The 18661-nt window shown below is 55.0% G+C and carries 21 protein-coding genes; 7 read left to right on the top strand and 14 right to left on the bottom strand.

Features of this window, described 5'->3' with window-relative positions:
* The first annotated feature begins 20 nt into the window (after positions 1-20).
* The 5 genes from DOQ08_RS02835 to DOQ08_RS02815 are packed head-to-tail and all read left to right on the top strand — an operon-like array spanning position 21 to position 5976.
* The gene (locus DOQ08_RS02835; RefSeq protein WP_114333376.1) at positions 21-953 is read left to right on the top strand and encodes a DUF58 domain-containing protein; all 933 of its coding nucleotides are present in this window, start codon (positions 21-23) and stop codon (positions 951-953) included.
* A complete protein-coding gene (locus DOQ08_RS02830) occupies positions 953-1420 on the top strand; it encodes a DUF4381 domain-containing protein (protein WP_114333375.1) in 468 nt (155 codons plus the stop codon). The genes DOQ08_RS02835 and DOQ08_RS02830 overlap by 1 nt, the downstream gene beginning before the upstream one ends.
* Positions 1417-2436: a vWA domain-containing protein gene (locus DOQ08_RS02825; RefSeq protein ID WP_114333374.1), complete on the top strand. Its 1020-nt coding sequence runs from the start codon at positions 1417-1419 to the stop codon at positions 2434-2436. The genes DOQ08_RS02830 and DOQ08_RS02825 overlap by 4 nt, the downstream gene beginning before the upstream one ends.
* Positions 2429-4249, top strand: coding sequence for a vWA domain-containing protein (locus tag DOQ08_RS02820; protein WP_206074763.1), 1821 nt, complete (start codon positions 2429-2431; stop codon positions 4247-4249). Before DOQ08_RS02825 ends, DOQ08_RS02820 begins: the two co-directional genes overlap by 8 nt.
* A complete protein-coding gene (locus DOQ08_RS02815; protein WP_114333372.1) occupies positions 4243-5976 on the top strand; it encodes a BatD family protein in 1734 nt (577 codons plus the stop codon). The genes DOQ08_RS02820 and DOQ08_RS02815 overlap by 7 nt, the downstream gene beginning before the upstream one ends.
* A 24-nt stretch (positions 5977-6000) precedes the next feature.
* On the opposite strand, the gene ccmI is transcribed toward DOQ08_RS02815, so the two are convergent.
* The 9 genes from ccmI to ccmA are packed head-to-tail and all read right to left on the bottom strand — an operon-like array spanning position 6001 to position 13246.
* The gene (gene ccmI, locus DOQ08_RS02810) at positions 6001-7275 is read right to left on the bottom strand and encodes a c-type cytochrome biogenesis protein CcmI (protein ID WP_114333371.1); all 1275 of its coding nucleotides are present in this window, start codon (positions 7273-7275) and stop codon (positions 6001-6003) included.
* Positions 7276-7320: 45 nt separating this feature from the next.
* A complete protein-coding gene (locus DOQ08_RS02805; protein WP_114333370.1) occupies positions 7321-7797 on the bottom strand; it encodes a cytochrome c-type biogenesis protein in 477 nt (158 codons plus the stop codon).
* The gene (locus DOQ08_RS02800) at positions 7797-8333 is read right to left on the bottom strand and encodes a DsbE family thiol:disulfide interchange protein (RefSeq protein ID WP_114333369.1); all 537 of its coding nucleotides are present in this window, start codon (positions 8331-8333) and stop codon (positions 7797-7799) included. The genes DOQ08_RS02805 and DOQ08_RS02800 overlap by 1 nt, the downstream gene beginning before the upstream one ends.
* The gene (locus tag DOQ08_RS02795; protein ID WP_114333368.1) at positions 8330-10330 is read right to left on the bottom strand and encodes a heme lyase CcmF/NrfE family subunit; all 2001 of its coding nucleotides are present in this window, start codon (positions 10328-10330) and stop codon (positions 8330-8332) included. The genes DOQ08_RS02800 and DOQ08_RS02795 overlap by 4 nt, the downstream gene beginning before the upstream one ends.
* 33 nt (positions 10331-10363) lie before the next feature.
* Positions 10364-10843 (bottom strand): cytochrome c maturation protein CcmE, encoded by a 480-nt coding sequence (ccmE, locus tag DOQ08_RS02790; RefSeq protein ID WP_114333367.1) that lies wholly within the window; start codon positions 10841-10843, stop codon positions 10364-10366.
* Positions 10844-10857: 14 nt separating this feature from the next.
* The gene (gene ccmD / locus DOQ08_RS02785; RefSeq protein WP_114333366.1) at positions 10858-11091 is read right to left on the bottom strand and encodes a heme exporter protein CcmD; all 234 of its coding nucleotides are present in this window, start codon (positions 11089-11091) and stop codon (positions 10858-10860) included.
* Positions 11092-11094: 3 nt separating this feature from the next.
* Positions 11095-11838 carry a heme ABC transporter permease CcmC gene (gene ccmC, locus DOQ08_RS02780; RefSeq protein ID WP_114333365.1) on the bottom strand — a complete coding sequence of 248 codons (744 nt, stop codon included), beginning with the start codon at positions 11836-11838 and terminating at the stop codon, positions 11095-11097.
* 54 nt (positions 11839-11892) lie between these two features.
* A complete protein-coding gene (gene ccmB / locus DOQ08_RS02775) occupies positions 11893-12618 on the bottom strand; it encodes a heme exporter protein CcmB (RefSeq protein WP_114333364.1) in 726 nt (241 codons plus the stop codon).
* Entirely contained in the window at positions 12608-13246 is a 639-nt protein-coding gene (gene ccmA / locus DOQ08_RS02770; protein ID WP_114333363.1) for a cytochrome c biogenesis heme-transporting ATPase CcmA, read from the bottom strand. The genes ccmB and ccmA overlap by 11 nt, the downstream gene beginning before the upstream one ends.
* 153 nt (positions 13247-13399) lie before the next feature.
* Here ccmA and fliK point away from each other — a divergent pair, with 153 nt between their 5' ends.
* On the top strand, positions 13400-14758 hold the full coding sequence (gene fliK / locus DOQ08_RS02765) for a flagellar hook-length control protein FliK (RefSeq protein ID WP_114333885.1): 1359 nt from the start codon (positions 13400-13402) through the stop codon (positions 14756-14758).
* A complete protein-coding gene (locus tag DOQ08_RS02760; RefSeq protein ID WP_114333362.1) occupies positions 14755-15087 on the top strand; it encodes an EscU/YscU/HrcU family type III secretion system export apparatus switch protein in 333 nt (110 codons plus the stop codon). Before fliK ends, DOQ08_RS02760 begins: the two co-directional genes overlap by 4 nt.
* A 2-nt stretch (positions 15088-15089) precedes the next feature.
* Here DOQ08_RS02760 and DOQ08_RS02755 read toward each other — a convergent pair whose 3' ends face one another.
* The 5 genes from DOQ08_RS02755 to motD all read right to left on the bottom strand — a co-directional run bounded on the left by DOQ08_RS02755 (position 15090) and on the right by motD (position 18655).
* Positions 15090-15482, bottom strand: a complete 393-nt coding sequence (locus DOQ08_RS02755; RefSeq protein ID WP_114333361.1) for a DUF2802 domain-containing protein — start codon at positions 15480-15482, stop codon at positions 15090-15092.
* A 65-nt stretch (positions 15483-15547) separates the two neighbouring features.
* Positions 15548-16036, bottom strand: coding sequence for a chemotaxis protein CheW (locus DOQ08_RS02750; RefSeq protein WP_114333360.1), 489 nt, complete (start codon positions 16034-16036; stop codon positions 15548-15550).
* 128 nt (positions 16037-16164) lie between these two features.
* A complete protein-coding gene (locus tag DOQ08_RS02745; RefSeq protein ID WP_114333359.1) occupies positions 16165-16899 on the bottom strand; it encodes a chemotaxis protein CheW in 735 nt (244 codons plus the stop codon).
* Complete coding sequence (locus DOQ08_RS02740) at positions 16892-17689, bottom strand: ParA family protein (protein WP_114333358.1); 798 nt, start codon at positions 17687-17689, stop codon at positions 16892-16894. The genes DOQ08_RS02745 and DOQ08_RS02740 overlap by 8 nt, the downstream gene beginning before the upstream one ends.
* A gap of 183 nt (positions 17690-17872) precedes the next feature.
* Entirely contained in the window at positions 17873-18655 is a 783-nt protein-coding gene (motD, locus tag DOQ08_RS02735; protein WP_114333357.1) for a flagellar motor protein MotD, read from the bottom strand.
* Positions 18656-18661 lie beyond the last annotated feature (6 nt).

The following is an 18661-nucleotide window of genomic DNA, read 5'->3' as shown; positions in this document are numbered from 1 at the left end:
CGGCGACAAGAGAAATACCCATGGGCAACACAGCAGTCACCCACGCCACCTTGCAGGATCTGGTTCGCTTACAAGCCGACGCCAGGGCTTTGAAACTGCCCTCGGCCCGGCAGGTGCGGGGCCGTCAGGCGGGCTTAAGGCAATCGCGTCAGCGCGGCCGGGGCATGACCTTTGCCGAAGTACGGCAATACCAGCCCGGAGACGATATTCGCAGTATTGACTGGCGCGTGACCGCTCGGCGCCAATCGCCCCACACCAAACTGTTCGAAGAAGAACGCGAGCGCCCGGTGCTGCTCATTGCTGACTTGGGGCCCACCCTGTTCTTCGCCAGCACCGGCGCTTACAAACAAGCCCGATGCGCTCAGATAACCGCGCTGCTGGCGTGGCTTGCTCTTATGGCTGGCGATCAAGTGGGAGGGCTGGTTTTCAATCATCAGGAGCTTGACGTATTGCGGCCGGCCCGGCGCAAAAAATCGCTGTTACGGCTCTTGGATACAATGGCCAGGCTGCAACACAAACCCGGCATTCCTCCAAGCCCGGCGTTTTCTGAAGGACCGAACTTGAACAAAGCGCTGTCCGAGGCACGTCGAGTCGCTCACACCGGCAGCCGTATTTTCATCGTCAGCGATTTCATGAATCTATCCGACGAAACCACCAGTTTGTTAGGAGCGCTGTCGAGGCATAACAGCGTGAGCGCTCTGAGAATAATGGATCCGCTCGAAAAAGAACTCCCGCGCAGCGGTCAGTTTGCCGTTGCCGGGCCTGAGGGCCCCGTCTGGTTTGATGCAGCCAATCCGCATTTCCAGCAGGCTTGGCAAGCCAAGATCTCCAGCCATGAACAGCAGTTGGCGGAATGTTTTCGCACCGCCGGCGTACACGCTTCAACCATCATGACGCAGGACACTCCGGCCGAAGCATTGAGGCTTCAGCTCGGGCCGGGAGGACGGATCTGATGAACCCCCAAGACCCACTCGCCCAGCTGAAAGACATTTATCTGCCTGAAACCGGTGGCTGGTGGCCTCCTGCGCCCGGTTGGTGGTTGCTTGCGGCCTTTTGTCTGATCGCATTGATCGCTTTGTTATGGGCTTGGCAACGTCGTCGTGCGCGAAGCTTATGGAAGCGTCAGGCCAAAGCAGAACTGGCAACGTTGAGTCAGCAGGTGCGTAATGAACCAGGCTGGTATGGTGACCTGAACCGGCTGCTCAAGCGTGTTGCACGCCAAACCCACCCGGACCGTCATCCGGAATCTATGACCGGCGACCAATGGGTAGATTTCTTACTGGAAACCCTTCCCAAGGACCGCATTGCATCCCGTCCCACAGCGGAAGCGATGGTTACCGCTGCCTGGCAACCCAAGCCTGCGATTGATCCCCGTAATGCGCTGGCATTTACGTCGCTTTGGTTGGAGGCCCAGCTATGATCAACCTGGCTTACCCATGGGCGTTATTGCTTGTTTTTCTACCCCTGCTTCTGATTGCCAGAAAGCAAAAGAGTGAGCCCGTGGATGCTCCGGTTATCCCAGTGGGGCATTGGCTTGCCGATATGCCGGGGGTCAGCACACAGGGCAGGCCCAATCCGTGGTGGCGAAGCTTGTTGATTCTGGCCGCCTGGATTTGTCTGGTGATCGCACTCGGCCGGCCTCAACATGTTGGCGAGCAAGTTCAGATGCCCATCACCGGGCGCGACCTGATGTTAGTGGTGGATATATCGCCCAGTATGGAAGAGCAAGACATGGTGTTGCATGGGCGCAGCATCAATCGCCTACAAGCGGTAAAGCGTGTGCTTAACGACTTTATCGATCAGCGGGAAGGCGACCGGCTCGGACTCATTCTTTTCGGCACTGAGCCCTACGTTCAGGCCCCCCTCACCTTCGACCGAGAGACGGTTCGGACACTTTTGATTGAATCCGGTCTGGGCATGGCGGGCCGCGCGACCGCCATCGGTGATGCCGTGGGTCTTGCAGTGAAACGGCTGCGTGACCGGCCCCAAGAACAGCGCGTCGCCATCATGCTTACCGACGGTGCCAATACGGCAGGCGAAATCAGTCCGGACAAAGCCACGGACATCGCGGCCGCAGCCGGCGTAAGGCTCTACACCATCGGTATTGGTGCGGAATCCGTGATTCAACGCGGGTTGCTGGGCACCCGTCGCGTGAATCCGTCACGGGATCTGGACGAAGAGCTGCTTACCCGTATGGCCGAGCATACCGGTGGCCGATACTTCCGGGCCCGCAGCCTGCCCGAGCTCGAGATGATTTACGACAGCATTAACCAACTGGAGCCCATTGAACAGGAGGGCCAGTTCTTCCGACCGGTGACCGAGCTTTACATTTGGCCGGCGGGCCTTGCCATCGTGATCTGGCTGACGTTGATGGTGCTCCGCTTCGCCAATTCCCGGTCTCGCTCTATGCCTGAAACGGAGGCTGATCGTGGCTGATTTCCATTTTTTACGGCCGCTTTGGCTTTGTTTAGTCTTCGCCATCCCTGTGATATACGTGCTGCAAAACCGCCTCAAACAAGGCGATGCTGGCTGGGGCCGGTATATTACGCCGGAACTGCTCAAACCTTTGATTCGCCGGCCCGGCAGTGCCTCTGATCGTGCCACCGCATCCCCCTTCTGGCCCTTTAGTCTTGCGCTTATCGTTCTTGCCGTTGCGCTGGCTGGACCGAGTTGGCGGCAAGCACCCACACCGCTGAAACAACCCCAAGACAGCCTTGTGATTGCGCTGGACTTGTCGCTGTCGATGCTGGCCACGGATACCGAGCCGGACAGGCTGACCCTCGCCAAACGCAAGATCCGGGATATTCTCGAGCAACGCCAAGGCGGCCTTACCGCTCTGCTGGTGTATGCCGGTGATGCCCATGTGGTAACGCCGCTTACCGAGGACCACCGAACCATTCAAGCTATGCTCAGCGTGCTCGAGCCCACAATCATGCCAGCACAAGGCAACCGCACCGATCTTGCCGTAAAGGAAGCTGTCAATTTGTTGAACAATGGCGCGCCCGGGCGTGGCCGCATTCTTCTGATTGCCGACGATGTATCGGAAAGCTATAGAAACAGCGTTATCGAACAGCTCAGCGTTACGCCATACACTCTCAGCACTCTGACCGTTGGCACCGAAGAAGGCGGCCCGATCCCCCTACCCCGTCACGGTTTCATTCGGGACGGGAACAACATCGTGATTACCAAAGCAAACCCCGATGCGCTCGCGAACCTTGCCAACCAATCTGGTGGGCAAAGCCACCAAATAACACTGGATGACACCGACATACTGGCATTAAACGTAGAGCCCAAGGCGACTGAAGATTGGCAGGAAAGCGAGGACGGCCTCACCATCAACCGCTGGCAAGATGACGGTTATTGGCTGCTATGGTTGGCATTGCCGTTATTGCTGATGGGCTGGCGCCGAGGGGCTTTTGCGATTCTCGCGCTTTCCATGCTGCCAATCACCATGGCCCCAAGGCCCGCGATGGCGCTGGACTGGGGTAGCCTGTGGCAAAGGGAGGACCAGCGTGGTCCTGAGCTGATCGAGCAAAATCCGCACAAAGCCGCCGAGTTATTGGAACAACCCGCTTGGCGAGGCTCCGCGCTTTACCGGGCCGGAAAGTATGACGAGGCCACCGAAGCATTTTCAGAATCCGGCGACATTGCCGGTGACTACAATCGTGGCAATGCCCTCGCCCGAGCAGGCAAGCTGGAAAAAGCTCTTGAAGCCTACGAGCAAGTACTAGAAAAGCACCCTGAACACGCCGACGCCCGTTTCAATTATGATCTGGTCAAGCAACTTCTGGAGCAACAACAGAACCAGGATCAAAACGGCGAAGAGAATCAGCAGCAAAACCAGAATTCGCAGCAAAACAATTCCGACAACCAGAGTGGCGACTCTCAACAAAGCGATGAATCGCAGTCCAATGATGGCACCGAAAGCCAGAACGGTGAACAACAGGATCAGGACAACCAGCAATCTCCTGAAAGCCAACATCAGGACGATCAGCAGCCACAAGGGCAGCAAGAGCCAGAGCAGTCGGAAACCGAGCAAGAGGCCAACGCCCAGCCATCGGACCAAAATCCCGAACAGACACCCGGCGCCGAAGCGCCTGTACCACTGAACGAGCAACCCCTGAGCCAAGGGCAAGAACAGATGCTTCGGAAAGTGCCTGACAACCCGGGGGGGTTGCTGCAACGTAAGTTCCTGCAGCAGTATCAACAACGCCAGACCCAACGCGACGAGGGCGGTACACCATGGTAAAGAACCTTCTGTCTTCCCTCTTGTGCCTTTTGCTCGTTCTTTCCGGCCCACTGTCCGCCAATGAGCTGACGGCGGAGCCGGATCGGACTCAGCTCTATGAGGGCGAAGTGCTGACATTGACCGTAAAAGGATCGATGGACATCGAACTCAATCTCAGCAACCTGTTCAACTTCGATTTGTCGCAGTTACCCTCACCGAACATTGAGCAAGTGGAACCAGATTTCGAGATACTCGCACGCAATCAACGCTACAGCGTGCAAACCGTCAATGGCGACATGGTGGGCGAAATCACCTGGACCTATCAACTCGCGCCGACACGCACCGGCACCCTGACTATCCCGGCGCTTAAATTCAAAGACGCCAGCTCCAAACCTGTCACTGTTGAAGTCGTCTCAGGCACGCCTCCGGATCAACCGGTCGCTAACCGTGACAGTTTTGTCGAGTTGTCTGCAGACAAGGCAGAAGTCTATGTGCAGGAGCAGCTGGTCTTAACGGTGCAGCTCTATTTCTCGGGCAACCTGATACGCGGTGAGCTGTCCGATCCTCAACACCCCGATGCCATTATAGAAAGCTTGGGTAAACAGCGGGAGTTCACCACCCAGCGCGATGGAAAACGGTACCGTGTGGTTGAGCGGCGTTACGCAATTTTCCCGCAGACACCCGGAGAACTAGAGCTGCCGGCCATCCGCTTTGAAGGTCAAGTCAGAGAAGCCAACGGCGCCCTTCGATTCTTAAGGGACAGCCAGCAGCTCTATCCCGTGCAAGTAAAACCTGTGCCCGCTGATTACCCAGCAGGCCAGCCCTGGCTGCCGGCCGACAATCTCGCGTTGGAGGAAGACGGCCTGCCCGACAACGAAGTATTAACGGCAGGCAGCAACCTGACCCGAAACATTGTAATGCAGGCTTCCGGCCTTCCCTCCGAAGCCCTGCCACCGCTCTCGGTTAAATACCCTGGCGCCCTTCGGCACTACCCCGAACAACCCCGAAGAAACACCGAATCCACTCCGGACGGTATTGAGTCCACCTTGCAGCTGGAAGCTGCGCTGGTTCCGGTACACTCAGGAGAGATTGTTATTCCTGAAGTTCGAGTACCTTGGTGGAACACCCGAACGGAGCAATTGGAAGAAGCCGTATTACCTGCCCGGAGTTACCGAATCGAAGGTGGTACAGCAACAGCAACGCCGACTGTCTCCGAACCTTCGGGGCCTGAGCCAACAACCGACCAGCCGCCAGAAGGAACACTCGATACCGACGCTGATAAGCGTTCTCCCTGGCTATGGACCACCTTATTGTTGGGCAGCCTTTGGCTGATCACCGTTGCGCTCTGGTGGCTCTCTCGCAGAAAACAACCCGCCACAAAGTTGAACGATACCCCCACCGTCGGTGGTACCGAGAAAGACCGTTTTCTACGGCTTACAACCGCAATTCAGAATGGAGCACCCGAAACCTCAGTTTTGCTGGTTCGCTGGGCACGCGAACGATTCCCTGAGCAGAACTTTAACGATACTTCTGATGTCGTTCGCTACAGCAACAACCGCAATCTTGATGAAGCACTTAGAGATTTCCAGGCCAGCCTCTATGCAGCGAAAACGCCAGACTCCGCAGGCTCTGACAAGACCGTAAGAGACAATCTGGCGAAGGCGGTGACGCAACTAAGGCAAGGGGAAACTCGGAAGGAAGATCAAAACGGACTGGCTCCGCTTTACCCGGCCGGACTGTCTAGCTAGCCGACCGGGCATTCATAAGACCAATCAGTTGGTAAGCTGTTGGTTGATAATCAACTCCACCGGCTGGCCAGCAGCATCAGGCGCAACAACATCCGCCGTGACCTGCCCTTGCCAATCGCCGGGCTGGGCGCTGATGGAGCCGCTGCGGCTCAGACGCGCCACCACCACGACTTCGTCAACAGCCGAAATGGTCGCTTCCGGGGACATCGCATAGTTGTCGTCCAAGCGAACGTTAACTGGCAAGGCTCCGGCCGTTAAGCGCGTCACGGCTACCGGAGCGCCGCCAGTTGCCCCCGCCGGGCGGGCGAAAATAAACAATGTCGTGTCAGCAGGCACCTGCTCCTTAAATGCGTCATCAATGGACACCCGAAGATCTACACCAGCCGATGTGGCCTGGGCTTGTTCAACGGCCTGAGACGGCGGTGTTTCACCCAACCGTCCATAAGCTTCGGCAATACCACCGCGAATCGATGCAATTTGCGGATGATTTGGCGCAGCTTCCGTAATGGTTTCCCAATACTCAATCGCTTTACGGTAATTCTGTTGGCTAAAGGCGTGAATACCCAGCAAGCCGAGCGAATTCACTTCGGTCGCATCTAACGCCAATGCGTTATCGATGGCCTGCTGAACCCTTGGCGTGATTTCACCTTCCGTTTTGAAAAATAAAGCCTGTGCAGACAAACCGTAAGCAACCGCACTCGAGGCCGGGTCGTCTTTAACCAGCTCAGCCAAGCGCTGATACGCCGCAGCGGCCTCTTGATAACGCTCTACCCGCATATAGGTTTGAGCAAGCATGGCCCAGCCATCAATATTCTCGGGGTTTTCTTCCAGACGTTCCCGCAGCTGGTCGGCGAGTTCCGACATACGTGCCACCTGGTCGGCTCCGGAAGCGTTCATCTCCTGCATGGTGAGATACTGCTCCACCTGTCCCATAGAGCCCCATTCCTGGTACGCAAAATAAGCACTTGGCGGCAGTAACAAAAGCGCCAACAAAGCCACTGCCGTGGCACTTCGGCGCCCGGGAATTCGCTTCTCGGGCCGGGCATTTTCAGGCACGTCATCCAGCATCGAACCGGCCAGTTCATCTTTCAGCTGTTCGTAACTTTGCTGATCCAAAATACCTGCTTCGTGTTCGACTTCCAGCTCCCGGAGTCGCGACTTGTAGGCCAACAGGTTTTGATTTCTAAGATCTGTTTCAATTCTTGATTTGGGCCGATGGAAAAGCACCGGATACAACACGAATGCCATAGCGAACAAAATCAATACCGCTGCGGCAATCCAAAAGGTTTCTTGAGTCATGGTGAAGTCATCATCACAGTTAGAAATGTGTTGCGTGGATCAGCTTCAGTCTTGCTGATCCTTGTCTGCCAGCATTTTTTTGACGCGGGCCAGTTCTTCGGGGCTGAGCGCCGGCTCTTCCTCTTCGCGCTTTCGGGATCGTATGGCAACGCCCGCTACGATGGCGACACCCGTAATGACAGCAATGGCAGGGAAGGCCCATAACAGGATGGTCCGTTTATCCACGGGCGGTTTGTATTGCACAAACTCCCCGAAACGACCCACCAGATCGCCCACGATTTCATCGTTAGTGGCACCGTTCTTCATCAAGCGATATACCTGATCCCGCATATCTTTGGAAATCGGTGCGTTGGAATCAGCAATGTTCTGATTCTGACACTTAGGGCAACGTAACTCGGCTATCAAATTCTGATAGCGCTGTTCTTCGGCACGGGTGTCAAAGTCGTACACTTCTCTCACTTCAGCCTGAACACCAAAGGCACAAACGATCAATAGCAATAACGCACTCTGAATATTACGCATTAACTATTCCCCTTCGCCTTCTGAATAACCGGCTGCAGGACCTCTTCCCATACTCGCTTATTCACCACGCCTACGTGGCGGTACTGAACGATGCCGTTCGCATCGATGACAAAGGTTTCCGGCGCGCCGTATACGCCGAGATCAAAACCCAGCGAGCCCTTGGGGTCGAAAATAATTTCATCGTAGGGATTACCCAAGCGCCCGAGAAAGCTGAATGCCGTTTCGCGCTGATCTTTATAGTTAAGCCCCACAATGCGAACACCTTTCTCTTTCGACAACCACATCAGGTATTCATGTTCGTCCCAGCAGGATGGGCACCACTCCGCCCACACATTCAACAGGGCCACCTCGCCTTTCAGCACAGATTCATCCAGCAGTTGAGTTGGATTATTCAGGCTTTCCAAGCTAAAGGCCGGTACCGGCTTGCCGATGCGCGCAGACTCCAGCTTGGTGGGATCTTTGCCGATACCCGCGGCCAGAAAAACACCGACAGCTACCGCAATAACCAGCGGCAAAAACAACAGCACACGCTTCATGATGTGGCTCCTGCAGCCTGTGCGCTACCGACCTTAGCACTCGGGTCAGTGACCTTCGCCTGATTCTTCTCCCGAATGCGATAGCGTTTATCGGCAATCGCCAGGAAACCACCAATGGCCATAATCAAAGCTCCCAACCAAAGCCAGCGAATCAACGGTTTGTACTGCAAGCGAATGGCCCAGGCATCGTCGGAAATCCGTTCACCAATAGCCACGAAAATATCCCGGAACAGACCACCATCAATATCGGCCTCGGTCATCACGCTCATTCCTACCGGGTAATTCCGTTTCTCCGGATGCAATTCGGAAATCTTTTTGCCGTCCAAAAGCACATCGAAGCTGCCGTATTGAGCGGTAAAATTAGCCCCGCGACGGTTACCAATATCCGTAAAAACGATTTCGTAATCGCCCACCATGGCCGAGTCACCCGGCACCATGCGGACATCTCGCTCGATGCCATAGTTCGACACCACCGTTGCCCCCGCCATAACCATGGCAACGCCGAGGTGCCCCAGAACCATGCCCCAGTAACTCCGTGACTGGCGCTTAAGGCCGTGCAAACGCCCCTGACGGGACGACGACTTGTCCCAAAGATCCCACAGTGTCGCCACGGCCACCCAAATTGCGGTGAACACACCGGCAAACGCCCAGGGCTTGAAACTTCCATAGAGCAGAATCACAGCCACACTGGCTGTCAGGCTCAAGGCCAATGGCCACAGCAGCTTCCGGCCTAGCCATCCACCGTCCGTTTTTTTCCAGCGGGAGAACACACCCGCGCCCAACAACAGTCCGGTCGCGACCGCCAACGGGCTAAAGGTAGTGTTAAAGAACGGTTCACCAATGGACAGTTTCCCCATATCCAAATAGTCCAGAACCAACGGGTACAGCGTTCCGATAGCGACCAACAAGGTTGCCGTCACCAGCAGCACGTTGTTCAGCAACAAGAAAATCTCTCGCGACAATGAACCGTAACGTGAACGCACATGCACCACCGGCGCGCGGAATGCATACAGCGCCAAACTACCAATCACGGTAATACCCAGCAGCATGAGCAGGAAGGTGCCCCGCTCCGGATCAGATGCGAACGCGTGAACGGAGGTCAATACGCCGGAACGAACCAGGAAGGTACCCAGCAGACTCAACGCAAAGGTTACAATGGCCAACAACACGGTCCAGCTTTTGAATACGCCGCGTTTTTCCGTCACCGCCAAGGAGTGCATCAGTGCGGTGCCCGACAACCAAGGCAGCAAGGATGCGTTTTCGACCGGATCCCAGAACCACCAGCCGCCCCAGCCAAGCTCGTAGTAGGCCCACCAGCTTCCCAAGGCAATACCAATGGTCAGGAACGACCAAGCAACGGTTGTCCAAGGCCGCGACCAACGGGCCCAAGCAGCATCTAAACGGCCATTAATCAGAGCCGCCAGCGCAAAGGCGAAGGCCACAGAGAATCCTACATATCCCATGTACAGCATGGGCGGATGTACGATCAGGCCAATGTCCTGCAATAGAGGGTTGAGGTCTTGGCCGTCTGCCGGGATGTTCGGCAGCAGGCGATCAAAGGGGTTGGACGTCAGAATAATGAACAAGAAGAAGCCAACACACACCATACCCATCACAGACAGAACCTGTGAGACCATGGTCGATGGCAACTTACGGCTGAAAACAGCCACCGCCAGCGTCCAGCCCGTCAGCATAAGAATCCACAACAGCAACGAGCCCTCGTGGCCTCCCCAAACGGCACTGAACTTATAGAACCAAGGCAGCATGCTGTTGCTGTTGTTGGCCACGTAGGCAACGGAAAAGTCATCAACCACAAAAGCGTGGGTTAGGATGGCAAAGGCCAGCGCGGTAAACACAAACATGCCCGACGCCAAGGGTCGGGCAAAGGCCTGCAGGCTATCTCGCCCGGTGAGGGCCCCCGCTAACGGCACAACAGACAGAAGTAACGCCAACAACAGCGCGAGTATCAGTGAAACTTGCCCGAGTTCCGGATACATCAGGACTCTCCAACATCAACAATAAATGGGGGCTCAGTAAGCCTGGGATTCAGCAGCTTTGTCTGCGTATGGCGATTTGTGCTGTCCTTTCGATGACTTTTCCAAGGCATCGGCCACTTCGGGTGGCATGTAATTTTCGTCGTGCTTGGCCAGAACCTGATCCGCCACAAAAAGACCGTCGTTGTTCAAGCGGCCCATGGCAACCACGCCCTGCCCTTCAGCAAAGAGATCCGGCAGGATACCGACGTACTCAACCGAAACAGAATCCGTGAAGTTTGTTACCCGGAAACGCACAGAAAGGCTTTCAGGGTCACGTTTTACGCTACCCTCTTCTACCATACCGCCAGCCCGAATCCGCACATCGACCGGCGCATTGCCGGCGGCAATTTCAGTGGGGTCATAAAACAGATTGATGTTCTGGCGTAATGCGTAGGTGGTCAGACCAACCGCAACGGCCAAACCAGCAACAAGAAAAATCAATATGGTCAGTCTTTTCTTACGAATCGGATGCATGGGTTACCTAATGATCAATCCTGAGAGATTTCAACACGTGTAAACGTGGCTGCGGCTTTTGGCACGTTTTGCCCTTTCGGGTTCTCCTGCTCATAGCCGCGCTTACACATGTGATACGTAGCTTGATGGCGTTTCGCCGACCAAAACACCGTGCCCGCAACCAGAATGACGAACACGGCATAACAGGTCCACACGTAGGGACCATGGCCTTCCATGGCGAGAAATGCAGAAAATGATTCAAATGCCATTGGTTATTTCCTTCCCGCCAGAACGAGTTCTTTTACCCACCGGGTACGACGTTCCCGCACCAGAATCTCGGTTTTCATTCTCAGGCAAGCCAGCCAGCCAAACAGCAGATAGAGCCCCAGCACCGACAGTAACAGCGGCACCCACATCTCCATGGCCATGGCGGGCTTTTCGGTGAGCTTGAAAGTGGCCGGCTGGTGCAATGTGTTCCACCAATTCACTGAATATTTAATGATGGGAATATTCACCACTCCGACCAGTACCAGAACCGCGACCGCTCGGGCTGCCGATTTCTCGTCATTGATAGAGCGATCAAGGGCGATCACACCGCCATAAAGGAACAGCAAGATCAGCATGGACGTCAGCCGTGCATCCCAGACCCACCAAGTGCCCCACGTCGGCTTACCCCAAACCGCGCCCGTAAAAAGCGCCAGAAAGGTAAACAACAAGCCAACCGGCGCCACGGATTTCACAAAGACATCCGCCAACTTCATGCGCCAAACCAACGTTACCACGGCCGCCGAGGCCATCATGATGTAAATCGACTGGGCCAAAAACGCCGAAGGCACGTGAATAAAGATGATCCGGTAGCTATTGCCCTGCAGATAATCTTTCGGGGCAAACGCCAGCCCCCAGACTAACCCCGCAACCAGAAGGATCAGGCCTCCCGCCAACAGCCAAGGCATAAAGCGGTTCGCAATTCCAAAGAACCACTTCGGAGAGCCCAGCTTGTGAAAGAATTGCCACATCAGTTAGTCACCGTCTTACTGTTCACTGTTCGTTTCTGCCCGGCTGACCATCGTTCAGCTATTGGACAGGCTGATTCGTAATGCTGCAGCCGATGCAAAGGGCGCCAATGTCAGCGCCAACACCAAAAAAGCACCCATCAACGCCAGATAACCGGAAACTTGCGCGCCCTCTGCAGCTGCGGCCACTGTTCCGGTGCCAAAAATGAGCACAGGAATGTACAGCGGAATAATCAGCAGTGACAAGAGCACTCCGGCCGAACGCAAGCCCAACGTCAATGCTGCGCCTATCGAGCCAATCAAACTCAATACCGGAGTGCCGATCAGCAGCGTTAGACACAAAGTTGCCACGGAGTTCCCGTCCAGATGCAACATTAATCCTAAAACGGGTGTTAACAGCACCAAAGGCAGCCCGGTCAGTATCCAGTGGGCCAGAGTTTTCGCCAACACCAGTAAAAACAAGGGCTGAGGCTGCAACATTAACTGTTCCAAGGTGCCATCATCAAAATCGTGTCGAAACAGATGGTCCAGCGATAACAGCACCGACAATAAAGCCGCTACCCAAAGGATACCGGCTCCGGACTGTTTCAGGAATGCCACTTCCGGGCTTACACCAAGGGGGAATAGAGTTACCACCATGGTAAAAAACAACAGCGGATTGAGCAGGTCTTGCTTTTGCCGAAACGCGACACGGACATCACGCAAAAAGACCGACACCATAGCCTGAGACACGCCTACTGAAGCACTCACTGCTTTCACTTTGACTGGCACATTAGCATTCATCACTCGGCCCCACTCCCAGGGTGATGCGCCCCATGTCCGGCAAATTAAGATCGTGATGGGTCGTAACAATCACAGCGCCCCCCTCTTGAGCCCGCTGAAGCAGCAAAGATTCAATAGCTTCTACGCCAGACGCATCAATGGCGGTAAACACTTCATCAAGCAGCCATAAAGGCTCATCCGCAATCAGCAAACGGGCCAATGCCACCCGGCGCTGCTGCCCCGCGGACAAATTTCGACAGGGCACATGCTCAAAACCCGACAGACCTGTTCCAGACAGTGCCTGAAGCAGCGCATCATCGTTAAGGGGCCGGCGCCCGGCCATCAATGCCCGCAAATTCTCCAGCGGTGTTAACAGCGGTTTGATGCCGGGACGATGCCCAAGGTAAAGCATATTACGCAGATAGGATTCGCGGTGCTGGTCTCTGGGCTTTCCACACCAACTGAGATCCCCCGTCCAGGCATCATTCAAACCCGCCAGAATTCTCAGCAGGGTTGTTTTACCGGAACCATTGGGGCCCTCGACACGGGTAACCGTACCGGGCAGTATGGAAAATGACAGGTTCTGGAACAGAAGGCGCTCGTCGCGCTCACACTCAAGACCAACGGCCTGTAGTAACGGCTCGGGCATCTGGGTTCCGTTTTAAAGCGAAGGATGCAAATACAGCATCAGGTGTATGAATGAAGACCAAACAGCGACCAACATAAAATCCGGGCATTCATAGTCAACGTCGCGCATTATAGCGAAAGCGATCACAGATTACTCTTGCCCGATATCAAAACAATGCCAATGAAACTGAACGGCGGGCCAACGCCCGCAACCCCAGTGAACAAACAGTCGGGAGGCGGCCAAACCCATACAGGTTTACCCTCCGCCGGAATCGATCGTACGCAGTCTGCCCAGCAGCAGCTGGCGCAGTTGAAGCTGGGTAACCGAGAGTCTACCGTCGCCAAAGTGGCTGAAGTATTGCAGCGGAAAGGCGGAGGAAACGAGCTCATTTTAGAAGTAAAAGGTCGCTCTCTCCCGGTCGCCACCGGTGACCAGGCCCCGGATTTAAAAGCTGGCGACTTGATTAAGGTCATGCGCGCTGGCAACGAACTCAGACTCATCGGCAAGTTAGCGACCAGCCAGGAATCCGGTATAGCGAAAGCTCTGGCGCAACGTTTGCCGTGGCAACAAAACCTGCAAAGCGGACTGGCTCAACTGCTTAACAGCATGAATGCCGGACTTAAAGCTGCCCCACAACCCGGCCAGCCACCTGCAGCCAACACCACCCAACCACTGCCAGTAGCCGCAAGACAGACTCTTGAAGATCTATTCGCCAATATGGCAAAAGCTAACTCGCTGCAGCCGGGCGCAGGCAAAGCGGAGGGAAGCGCATCACAAGTAAAACAGTGGTTATCTGAAAGCGGCGTATTTGCGGAATCCCGCCTGTTGCAAACCAGTGGCCCACAGGGCGCACCCACCGATTTAAAATTGGCGCTGGCCCGCATCGTTACCGCCTTGCTCGCAAGCCAAGGGCAATCCCCAGAAGCTTTTAACCGTCTGACACCACTGGCAAGCCAGGACCTGTTGAATGCGCCTCTTCAGTTCCCGAGACTGACCGCAGCCAATGTGTCACAAGGCAGCAGCGAACCGGCAAGCGTTGCTCAGACTTTGCGTATGCTGGCAGGCATGCTGAACCGCATTACCGTGAACCAGCTACACAGCCAAACTCTGACCGCAAGAGCCGGGGCGGAACCCGGCACACCCGCCAGTACTTTGCTGCTAGAGATTCCCTGGCTAACCCCGCAACATGAACCACGTATGGCCCAACTCCGGATGGAGCAATATCAACAAGAGAGAAATACGAAAAATAATCCGGAGCGAACATCTGTAAGCGAGTGGCGCCTCAATCTGGCAATGGATCTGGACCACGCAGGCCCCTTGCACTTTGAAGTGGCCTATCGGCACCCCAGTGTCAGCGCTCACATATGGGCAATAAAACAATCAACCCTTCGTCAGGTAAACGAAGAGCTTCCGCTACTACGCCAAAGCTTGGCAGATCTAGGCCTTGAAGTAGCGGATTTGGAATGTAGACGAGGCAGCCCCCAGCACGCCGAAACCCGACTGGAACATCGACTGGTAGATACCAAGGCATGAATCAGGACGATAAATACCAAAATCGCGATGACAATACAGCCCCCGCGGCCGTTGCCCTGAAATACGATGGCAAGCGAGCTCCGATCATTTCAGCAACAGGCACCTGGGAGTTGGCGGAGGAAATTATTCGCATCGCTCAGGAAAACGATGTCCCCTTGTATGAAAATGCCGAATTAGCAGGCATTCTGGCGCGCTTATCTCTAAACGAAGAGATCCCCGAAGAGCTCTATCGGGTGATTGCCGAAATTCTGGCGTTTGCGTTTCATATTCGGGGTAAAACGCCAGATGACGCCCACCCCGAGGCCGGCACAGCGGCCGACGAACCCTGATATTATGCGGCTTGGCGCTTCTTGAGTGCTGATACCAGTTCTGCTTCTGGGCGAGATATGCCGCAAGTATTCATTAAATCGTCGATATCCGCACCAAGATCAACCAACCGGGCGGCTTCGTCGTAAGAAATCCTGAGGGGGTCGTTCTGGCGCATTTCGTCCATGGCGTTGCGCAGCTCGAACAGTTGACGCTCACAGGCGACCAATCTCTGGCCCACGCCCATGCTGCCACTGGTGGTGGCATGCAGCTCTCGCCCAAGGGTATCGCAACGGTTCTTGAGGGATGTCTGAAGTGCTTGAATCTTGCGGCCATGGACAATGCCCTGCACAAGAACCAGAACAATCGCCACAGCGGTCAGGCACCAAGGAAGCCAGGAAGGAATGTTAAAGCTCATAATGGACATCTCCGTTATTGGTTACCACGGTAGACGTCCATCAGAAACGCTGTTGGCTTGGCCGTTTACAGCGCTGCGATTTCAGCCCACTCGTGGTCTGTCAGCATCTTTTCAAACTCGACGAGAATGATCAGCTCGCCGTTCTTGTTACACACACCCTGGATGAACTTGGCACTTTCCTCGTTCCCCACGTTGGGCGCTGTTTCAATCTCGCTGGACTTGAGGTAGATAACCTCAGCCACTGAATCCACCAGCACACCCATCACTTGGTTTTCAGATTCCATCACCACAATGCGCGTTGCTTCGGTGACATCGGCGTCCATCAATCCGAACCGGCGACGGGTATCAATCACCGTCACAACGTTGCCCCGAAGGTTGATGATACCTAGCACGTAATCCGGAGCACCCGGCACCGGCGCTATCTCTGTGTACCGGAGCACTTCCTGGATTTGCATTACGTTGATGCCGTATGTCTCATCATCCAAGTGAAAGGTCACGTACTGGAGTACCTGATCTTCCTGGGCCTGATTGTGCTGTCCGCTCGGGGCTGCCATAACTCGTTCTCCTGCTCGGCTGCCCGGCGGGCAACCTGATCGTCAAAAAATCATCATCAGCGCCCAATACTATAGTTATGGGCATAATCCGTGCCAGCATTGCACGGTTTCATTCAGTAACTGCGAAATTAACTCAGGTCCAACCGTTGTTCTCGCTCTGCGCGCATGAGTAACTCAGACATTGCACGCACATCAATCAACGCACACATATGATCAATCACTGTGCCGGCCAACCAAGGCCTTTGACTTCTGGCTGTGCGCCATCGCACCTGCCCGGGATCAAGCGTGAACGATTGGCCGACACTGTCACAGGCTAGCCCCCAGGGGCTGTCATCCAGACGGATAATGAAGCGGTAGTTCTCTCTGGCATTTTCTGGAACACGACCCGCCATGATCCACTGTGCACTGTCCACCACCCGCAGATTGCCGTCGCTGCCCGGGCGAATGCCCATGTACCAGTCAGGACTCCCCGGAAGTGAACGGATTTCCTCTTCAATCTTATGTATAGCACCCAGTAGCACCAAAGGCACCGCCAACTGAAGCCCTGCCACCGTAAAGATCAAACACTCGAACGGCTGCTCTGACCAGTCCGGCCTTGCCGGCGGCACGGTGGAAACCGGCTCCGCTTTTTTTTGAACCTCGGGAGCGGGTTCCGGCACCTCAGCCGGCTCTTCAACCACCGGCTGAGGCGCTTCGGTCATGGGAAGTTCGACAGATACCGGCTCAGGCTCCAGCGCCTCGGTAACCGGGGCCAAAAGCTGCTCTTGTTCAGCAGTTGACGTTGCGGTATGCAACAACTCATCCAGATAACTGGCGATGGCCGCGTCTGAAACCGTCAGCTGTGTCATTTTTTTGTCAGCCATTCTGCTGCCCTTTTACCGCTTCCGTCTGAGCCAGCAAGTCGTCAAGTAAATGACTGTAGGCTCTCACGCCGTGAGTGTTGGCATCGAGGACGGATGGAAACACCCCTTTCTCACTGGAATCACGAAATTTGGTATCCACCGGCACCGCAAACCGCCACAGGTTATCCGGGTAGGTCTTACGCAACAGGTTCAAACTTTTAACGGAGGCTTGTGTCCTTCGGTCGTACATCGTCGGCACAATGGTGTACGGCAACTCGTTCTTCTGAGAGCGCATAACCATCTGCAGTGTGTGCAGCATGCGCTCAAGCCCTTTGATCGCCAAAAACTCTGTTTGTACAGGAATAACCAAATGCTGCGCCGCAGCCAAGGCATTCACCATCAACACGCCCAACGAAGGCGTGTTATCCAAAAGAACGTAATCAAAATCGTCCCAAAGCTGCGCCAAAGCCCGCGACATGATCAACCCCATGCCGCCAACGCCCACCATTTTCCGCTCAAGCGTCGCCAAGGCCGTGCTTGCCGGCAGCAAGAACACACCGGGATGACTGGTATCGGCAATTAACTGAGCCGGCAAGCCTTCAGGCACCGTGCCTTGGTGCTGGAACAAATCGAATACACTGTGGGCGATGGTGTCCGGGTCGTAACCGAACCATGAGGTCAGCGAACCATGGGGGTCCAAGTCAACCACAAGCACCCGCTTGCCCCGCTGAGCTAATAATCCACTCAGTGAAACAACGGAGGTGGTTTTTCCCACTCCACCCTTTTGATTGGCTACGGCCCAAATACGCACACGTGTTACTCCAGCTACAAGCCCTAACGTTCAATAACGGCTCAACAGTTATATCGGCGGCAGCGCAGGCAACTTGAAGAATGAACGTTCTACAAGCGGCAAGCATTTGCCGTTTCTGATTATAAGGATGAGTTAATACAGAAAGTGTGCCAGATCGGCTATACGCATGAACAACCTGTTGCGCTATCGGACAATGCCGCGAATGCTCGATTCTTTTGAAATTAACAAGATAACCCGGCGGTTCCGTCGCCGCCCTTCTTCTGTGTCGTTTCGCGCAATGGGCTGATGTTCGCCATAACCGATGGCTGCCAGCCGTTCTGGCTCAATTCCCTGCATCACCAGCATTCTTGAAACCGCAGAGGCCCGAGCAGTCGAGAGCTCCCAGTTGGAAGGATAACGCCCGGTACGGATAGGCTGATTATCGGTAAAGCCCTCAACTTTTACGGCGTTATCCCGATCGCGCAACACTTTTGCAACCTTTTCAATAACGGCAAAGGCATCGTAATGAGGTTCCGCATCCCCACTATTGAACAACATACTGTTTGGCAGGCTTAGCTCTATCCAGTGATCACTGGTTTCAAGGCTAACCACACCTTGATTAATCAAATCATCAAACTCCATCGCCAGCTGGTCGGCCATCGCTCGTAGCGCTTCAACCTTACCTTGTTCGCTGACATCAGAGTTGCCGGGCGCATCGGTGACCACCGGGGGGATGACATTTTCGTGCTGCCGCTCGGGCACCGCCGCCACATGCTCCCCTACTTCGATCGGCTTTATCGATCGCTGCGGAGCATTAAAAACACCGGTAAACGTTTCCGACAGCACTTTGTATTTGCCTTCGTTAACGGAAGACACCGAGTACATCACCACGAAAAAAGCGAACAACAAGGTGATGAAGTCCGCGTAGGAGATCAGCCAACGTTCTTTATTGTGCGTATCTTCTTGCTGGTATCTACGGCGACGCATGGTAAC

The sequence above is a fragment of the Marinobacter litoralis genome, from assembly GCF_003336705.1.
GTDB classification, from domain to species: domain Bacteria; phylum Pseudomonadota; class Gammaproteobacteria; order Pseudomonadales; family Oleiphilaceae; genus Marinobacter; species Marinobacter litoralis.
This window is presented reverse-complemented; position numbering and strand designations above follow the sequence as displayed.

What these genes read in the sequence shown, in the direction of transcription:
- DOQ08_RS02750 (WP_114333360.1), bottom strand. Translation starts at nt 16,036, where the DNA reads ATGGCAGCCCCGAGCGGACAGCACAATCAGGCCCAGGAAGATCAGGTA.
- ccmD (WP_114333366.1), bottom strand. Translation starts at nt 11,091, where the DNA reads ATGGCATTTGAATCATTTTCTGCATTTCTCGCCATGGAAGGCCATGGT.
- DOQ08_RS02815 (WP_114333372.1), top strand. Translation starts at nt 4,243, where the DNA reads ATGGTAAAGAACCTTCTGTCTTCCCTCTTGTGCCTTTTGCTCGTTCTT.
- DOQ08_RS02825 (WP_114333374.1), top strand. Translation starts at nt 1,417, where the DNA reads ATGATCAACCTGGCTTACCCATGGGCGTTATTGCTTGTTTTTCTACCC.
- DOQ08_RS02795 (WP_114333368.1), bottom strand. Translation starts at nt 10,330, where the DNA reads ATGTATCCGGAACTCGGGCAAGTTTCACTGATACTCGCGCTGTTGTTG.
- DOQ08_RS02805 (WP_114333370.1), bottom strand. Translation starts at nt 7,797, where the DNA reads ATGCGTAATATTCAGAGTGCGTTATTGCTATTGATCGTTTGTGCCTTT.
- fliK (WP_114333885.1), top strand. Translation starts at nt 13,400, where the DNA reads ATGCCAATGAAACTGAACGGCGGGCCAACGCCCGCAACCCCAGTGAAC.
- ccmB (WP_114333364.1), bottom strand. Translation starts at nt 12,618, where the DNA reads ATGAATGCTAATGTGCCAGTCAAAGTGAAAGCAGTGAGTGCTTCAGTA.
- DOQ08_RS02760 (WP_114333362.1), top strand. Translation starts at nt 14,755, where the DNA reads ATGAATCAGGACGATAAATACCAAAATCGCGATGACAATACAGCCCCC.
- DOQ08_RS02800 (WP_114333369.1), bottom strand. Translation starts at nt 8,333, where the DNA reads ATGAAGCGTGTGCTGTTGTTTTTGCCGCTGGTTATTGCGGTAGCTGTC.
- DOQ08_RS02835 (WP_114333376.1), top strand. Translation starts at nt 21, where the DNA reads ATGGGCAACACAGCAGTCACCCACGCCACCTTGCAGGATCTGGTTCGC.
- motD (WP_114333357.1), bottom strand. Translation starts at nt 18,655, where the DNA reads ATGCGTCGCCGTAGATACCAGCAAGAAGATACGCACAATAAAGAACGT.
- DOQ08_RS02755 (WP_114333361.1), bottom strand. Translation starts at nt 15,482, where the DNA reads ATGAGCTTTAACATTCCTTCCTGGCTTCCTTGGTGCCTGACCGCTGTG.
- ccmI (WP_114333371.1), bottom strand. Translation starts at nt 7,275, where the DNA reads ATGACTCAAGAAACCTTTTGGATTGCCGCAGCGGTATTGATTTTGTTC.
- ccmC (WP_114333365.1), bottom strand. Translation starts at nt 11,838, where the DNA reads ATGTGGCAATTCTTTCACAAGCTGGGCTCTCCGAAGTGGTTCTTTGGA.
- DOQ08_RS02745 (WP_114333359.1), bottom strand. Translation starts at nt 16,899, where the DNA reads ATGGCTGACAAAAAAATGACACAGCTGACGGTTTCAGACGCGGCCATC.
- ccmE (WP_114333367.1), bottom strand. Translation starts at nt 10,843, where the DNA reads ATGCATCCGATTCGTAAGAAAAGACTGACCATATTGATTTTTCTTGTT.
- DOQ08_RS02830 (WP_114333375.1), top strand. Translation starts at nt 953, where the DNA reads ATGAACCCCCAAGACCCACTCGCCCAGCTGAAAGACATTTATCTGCCT.
- ccmA (WP_114333363.1), bottom strand. Translation starts at nt 13,246, where the DNA reads ATGCCCGAGCCGTTACTACAGGCCGTTGGTCTTGAGTGTGAGCGCGAC.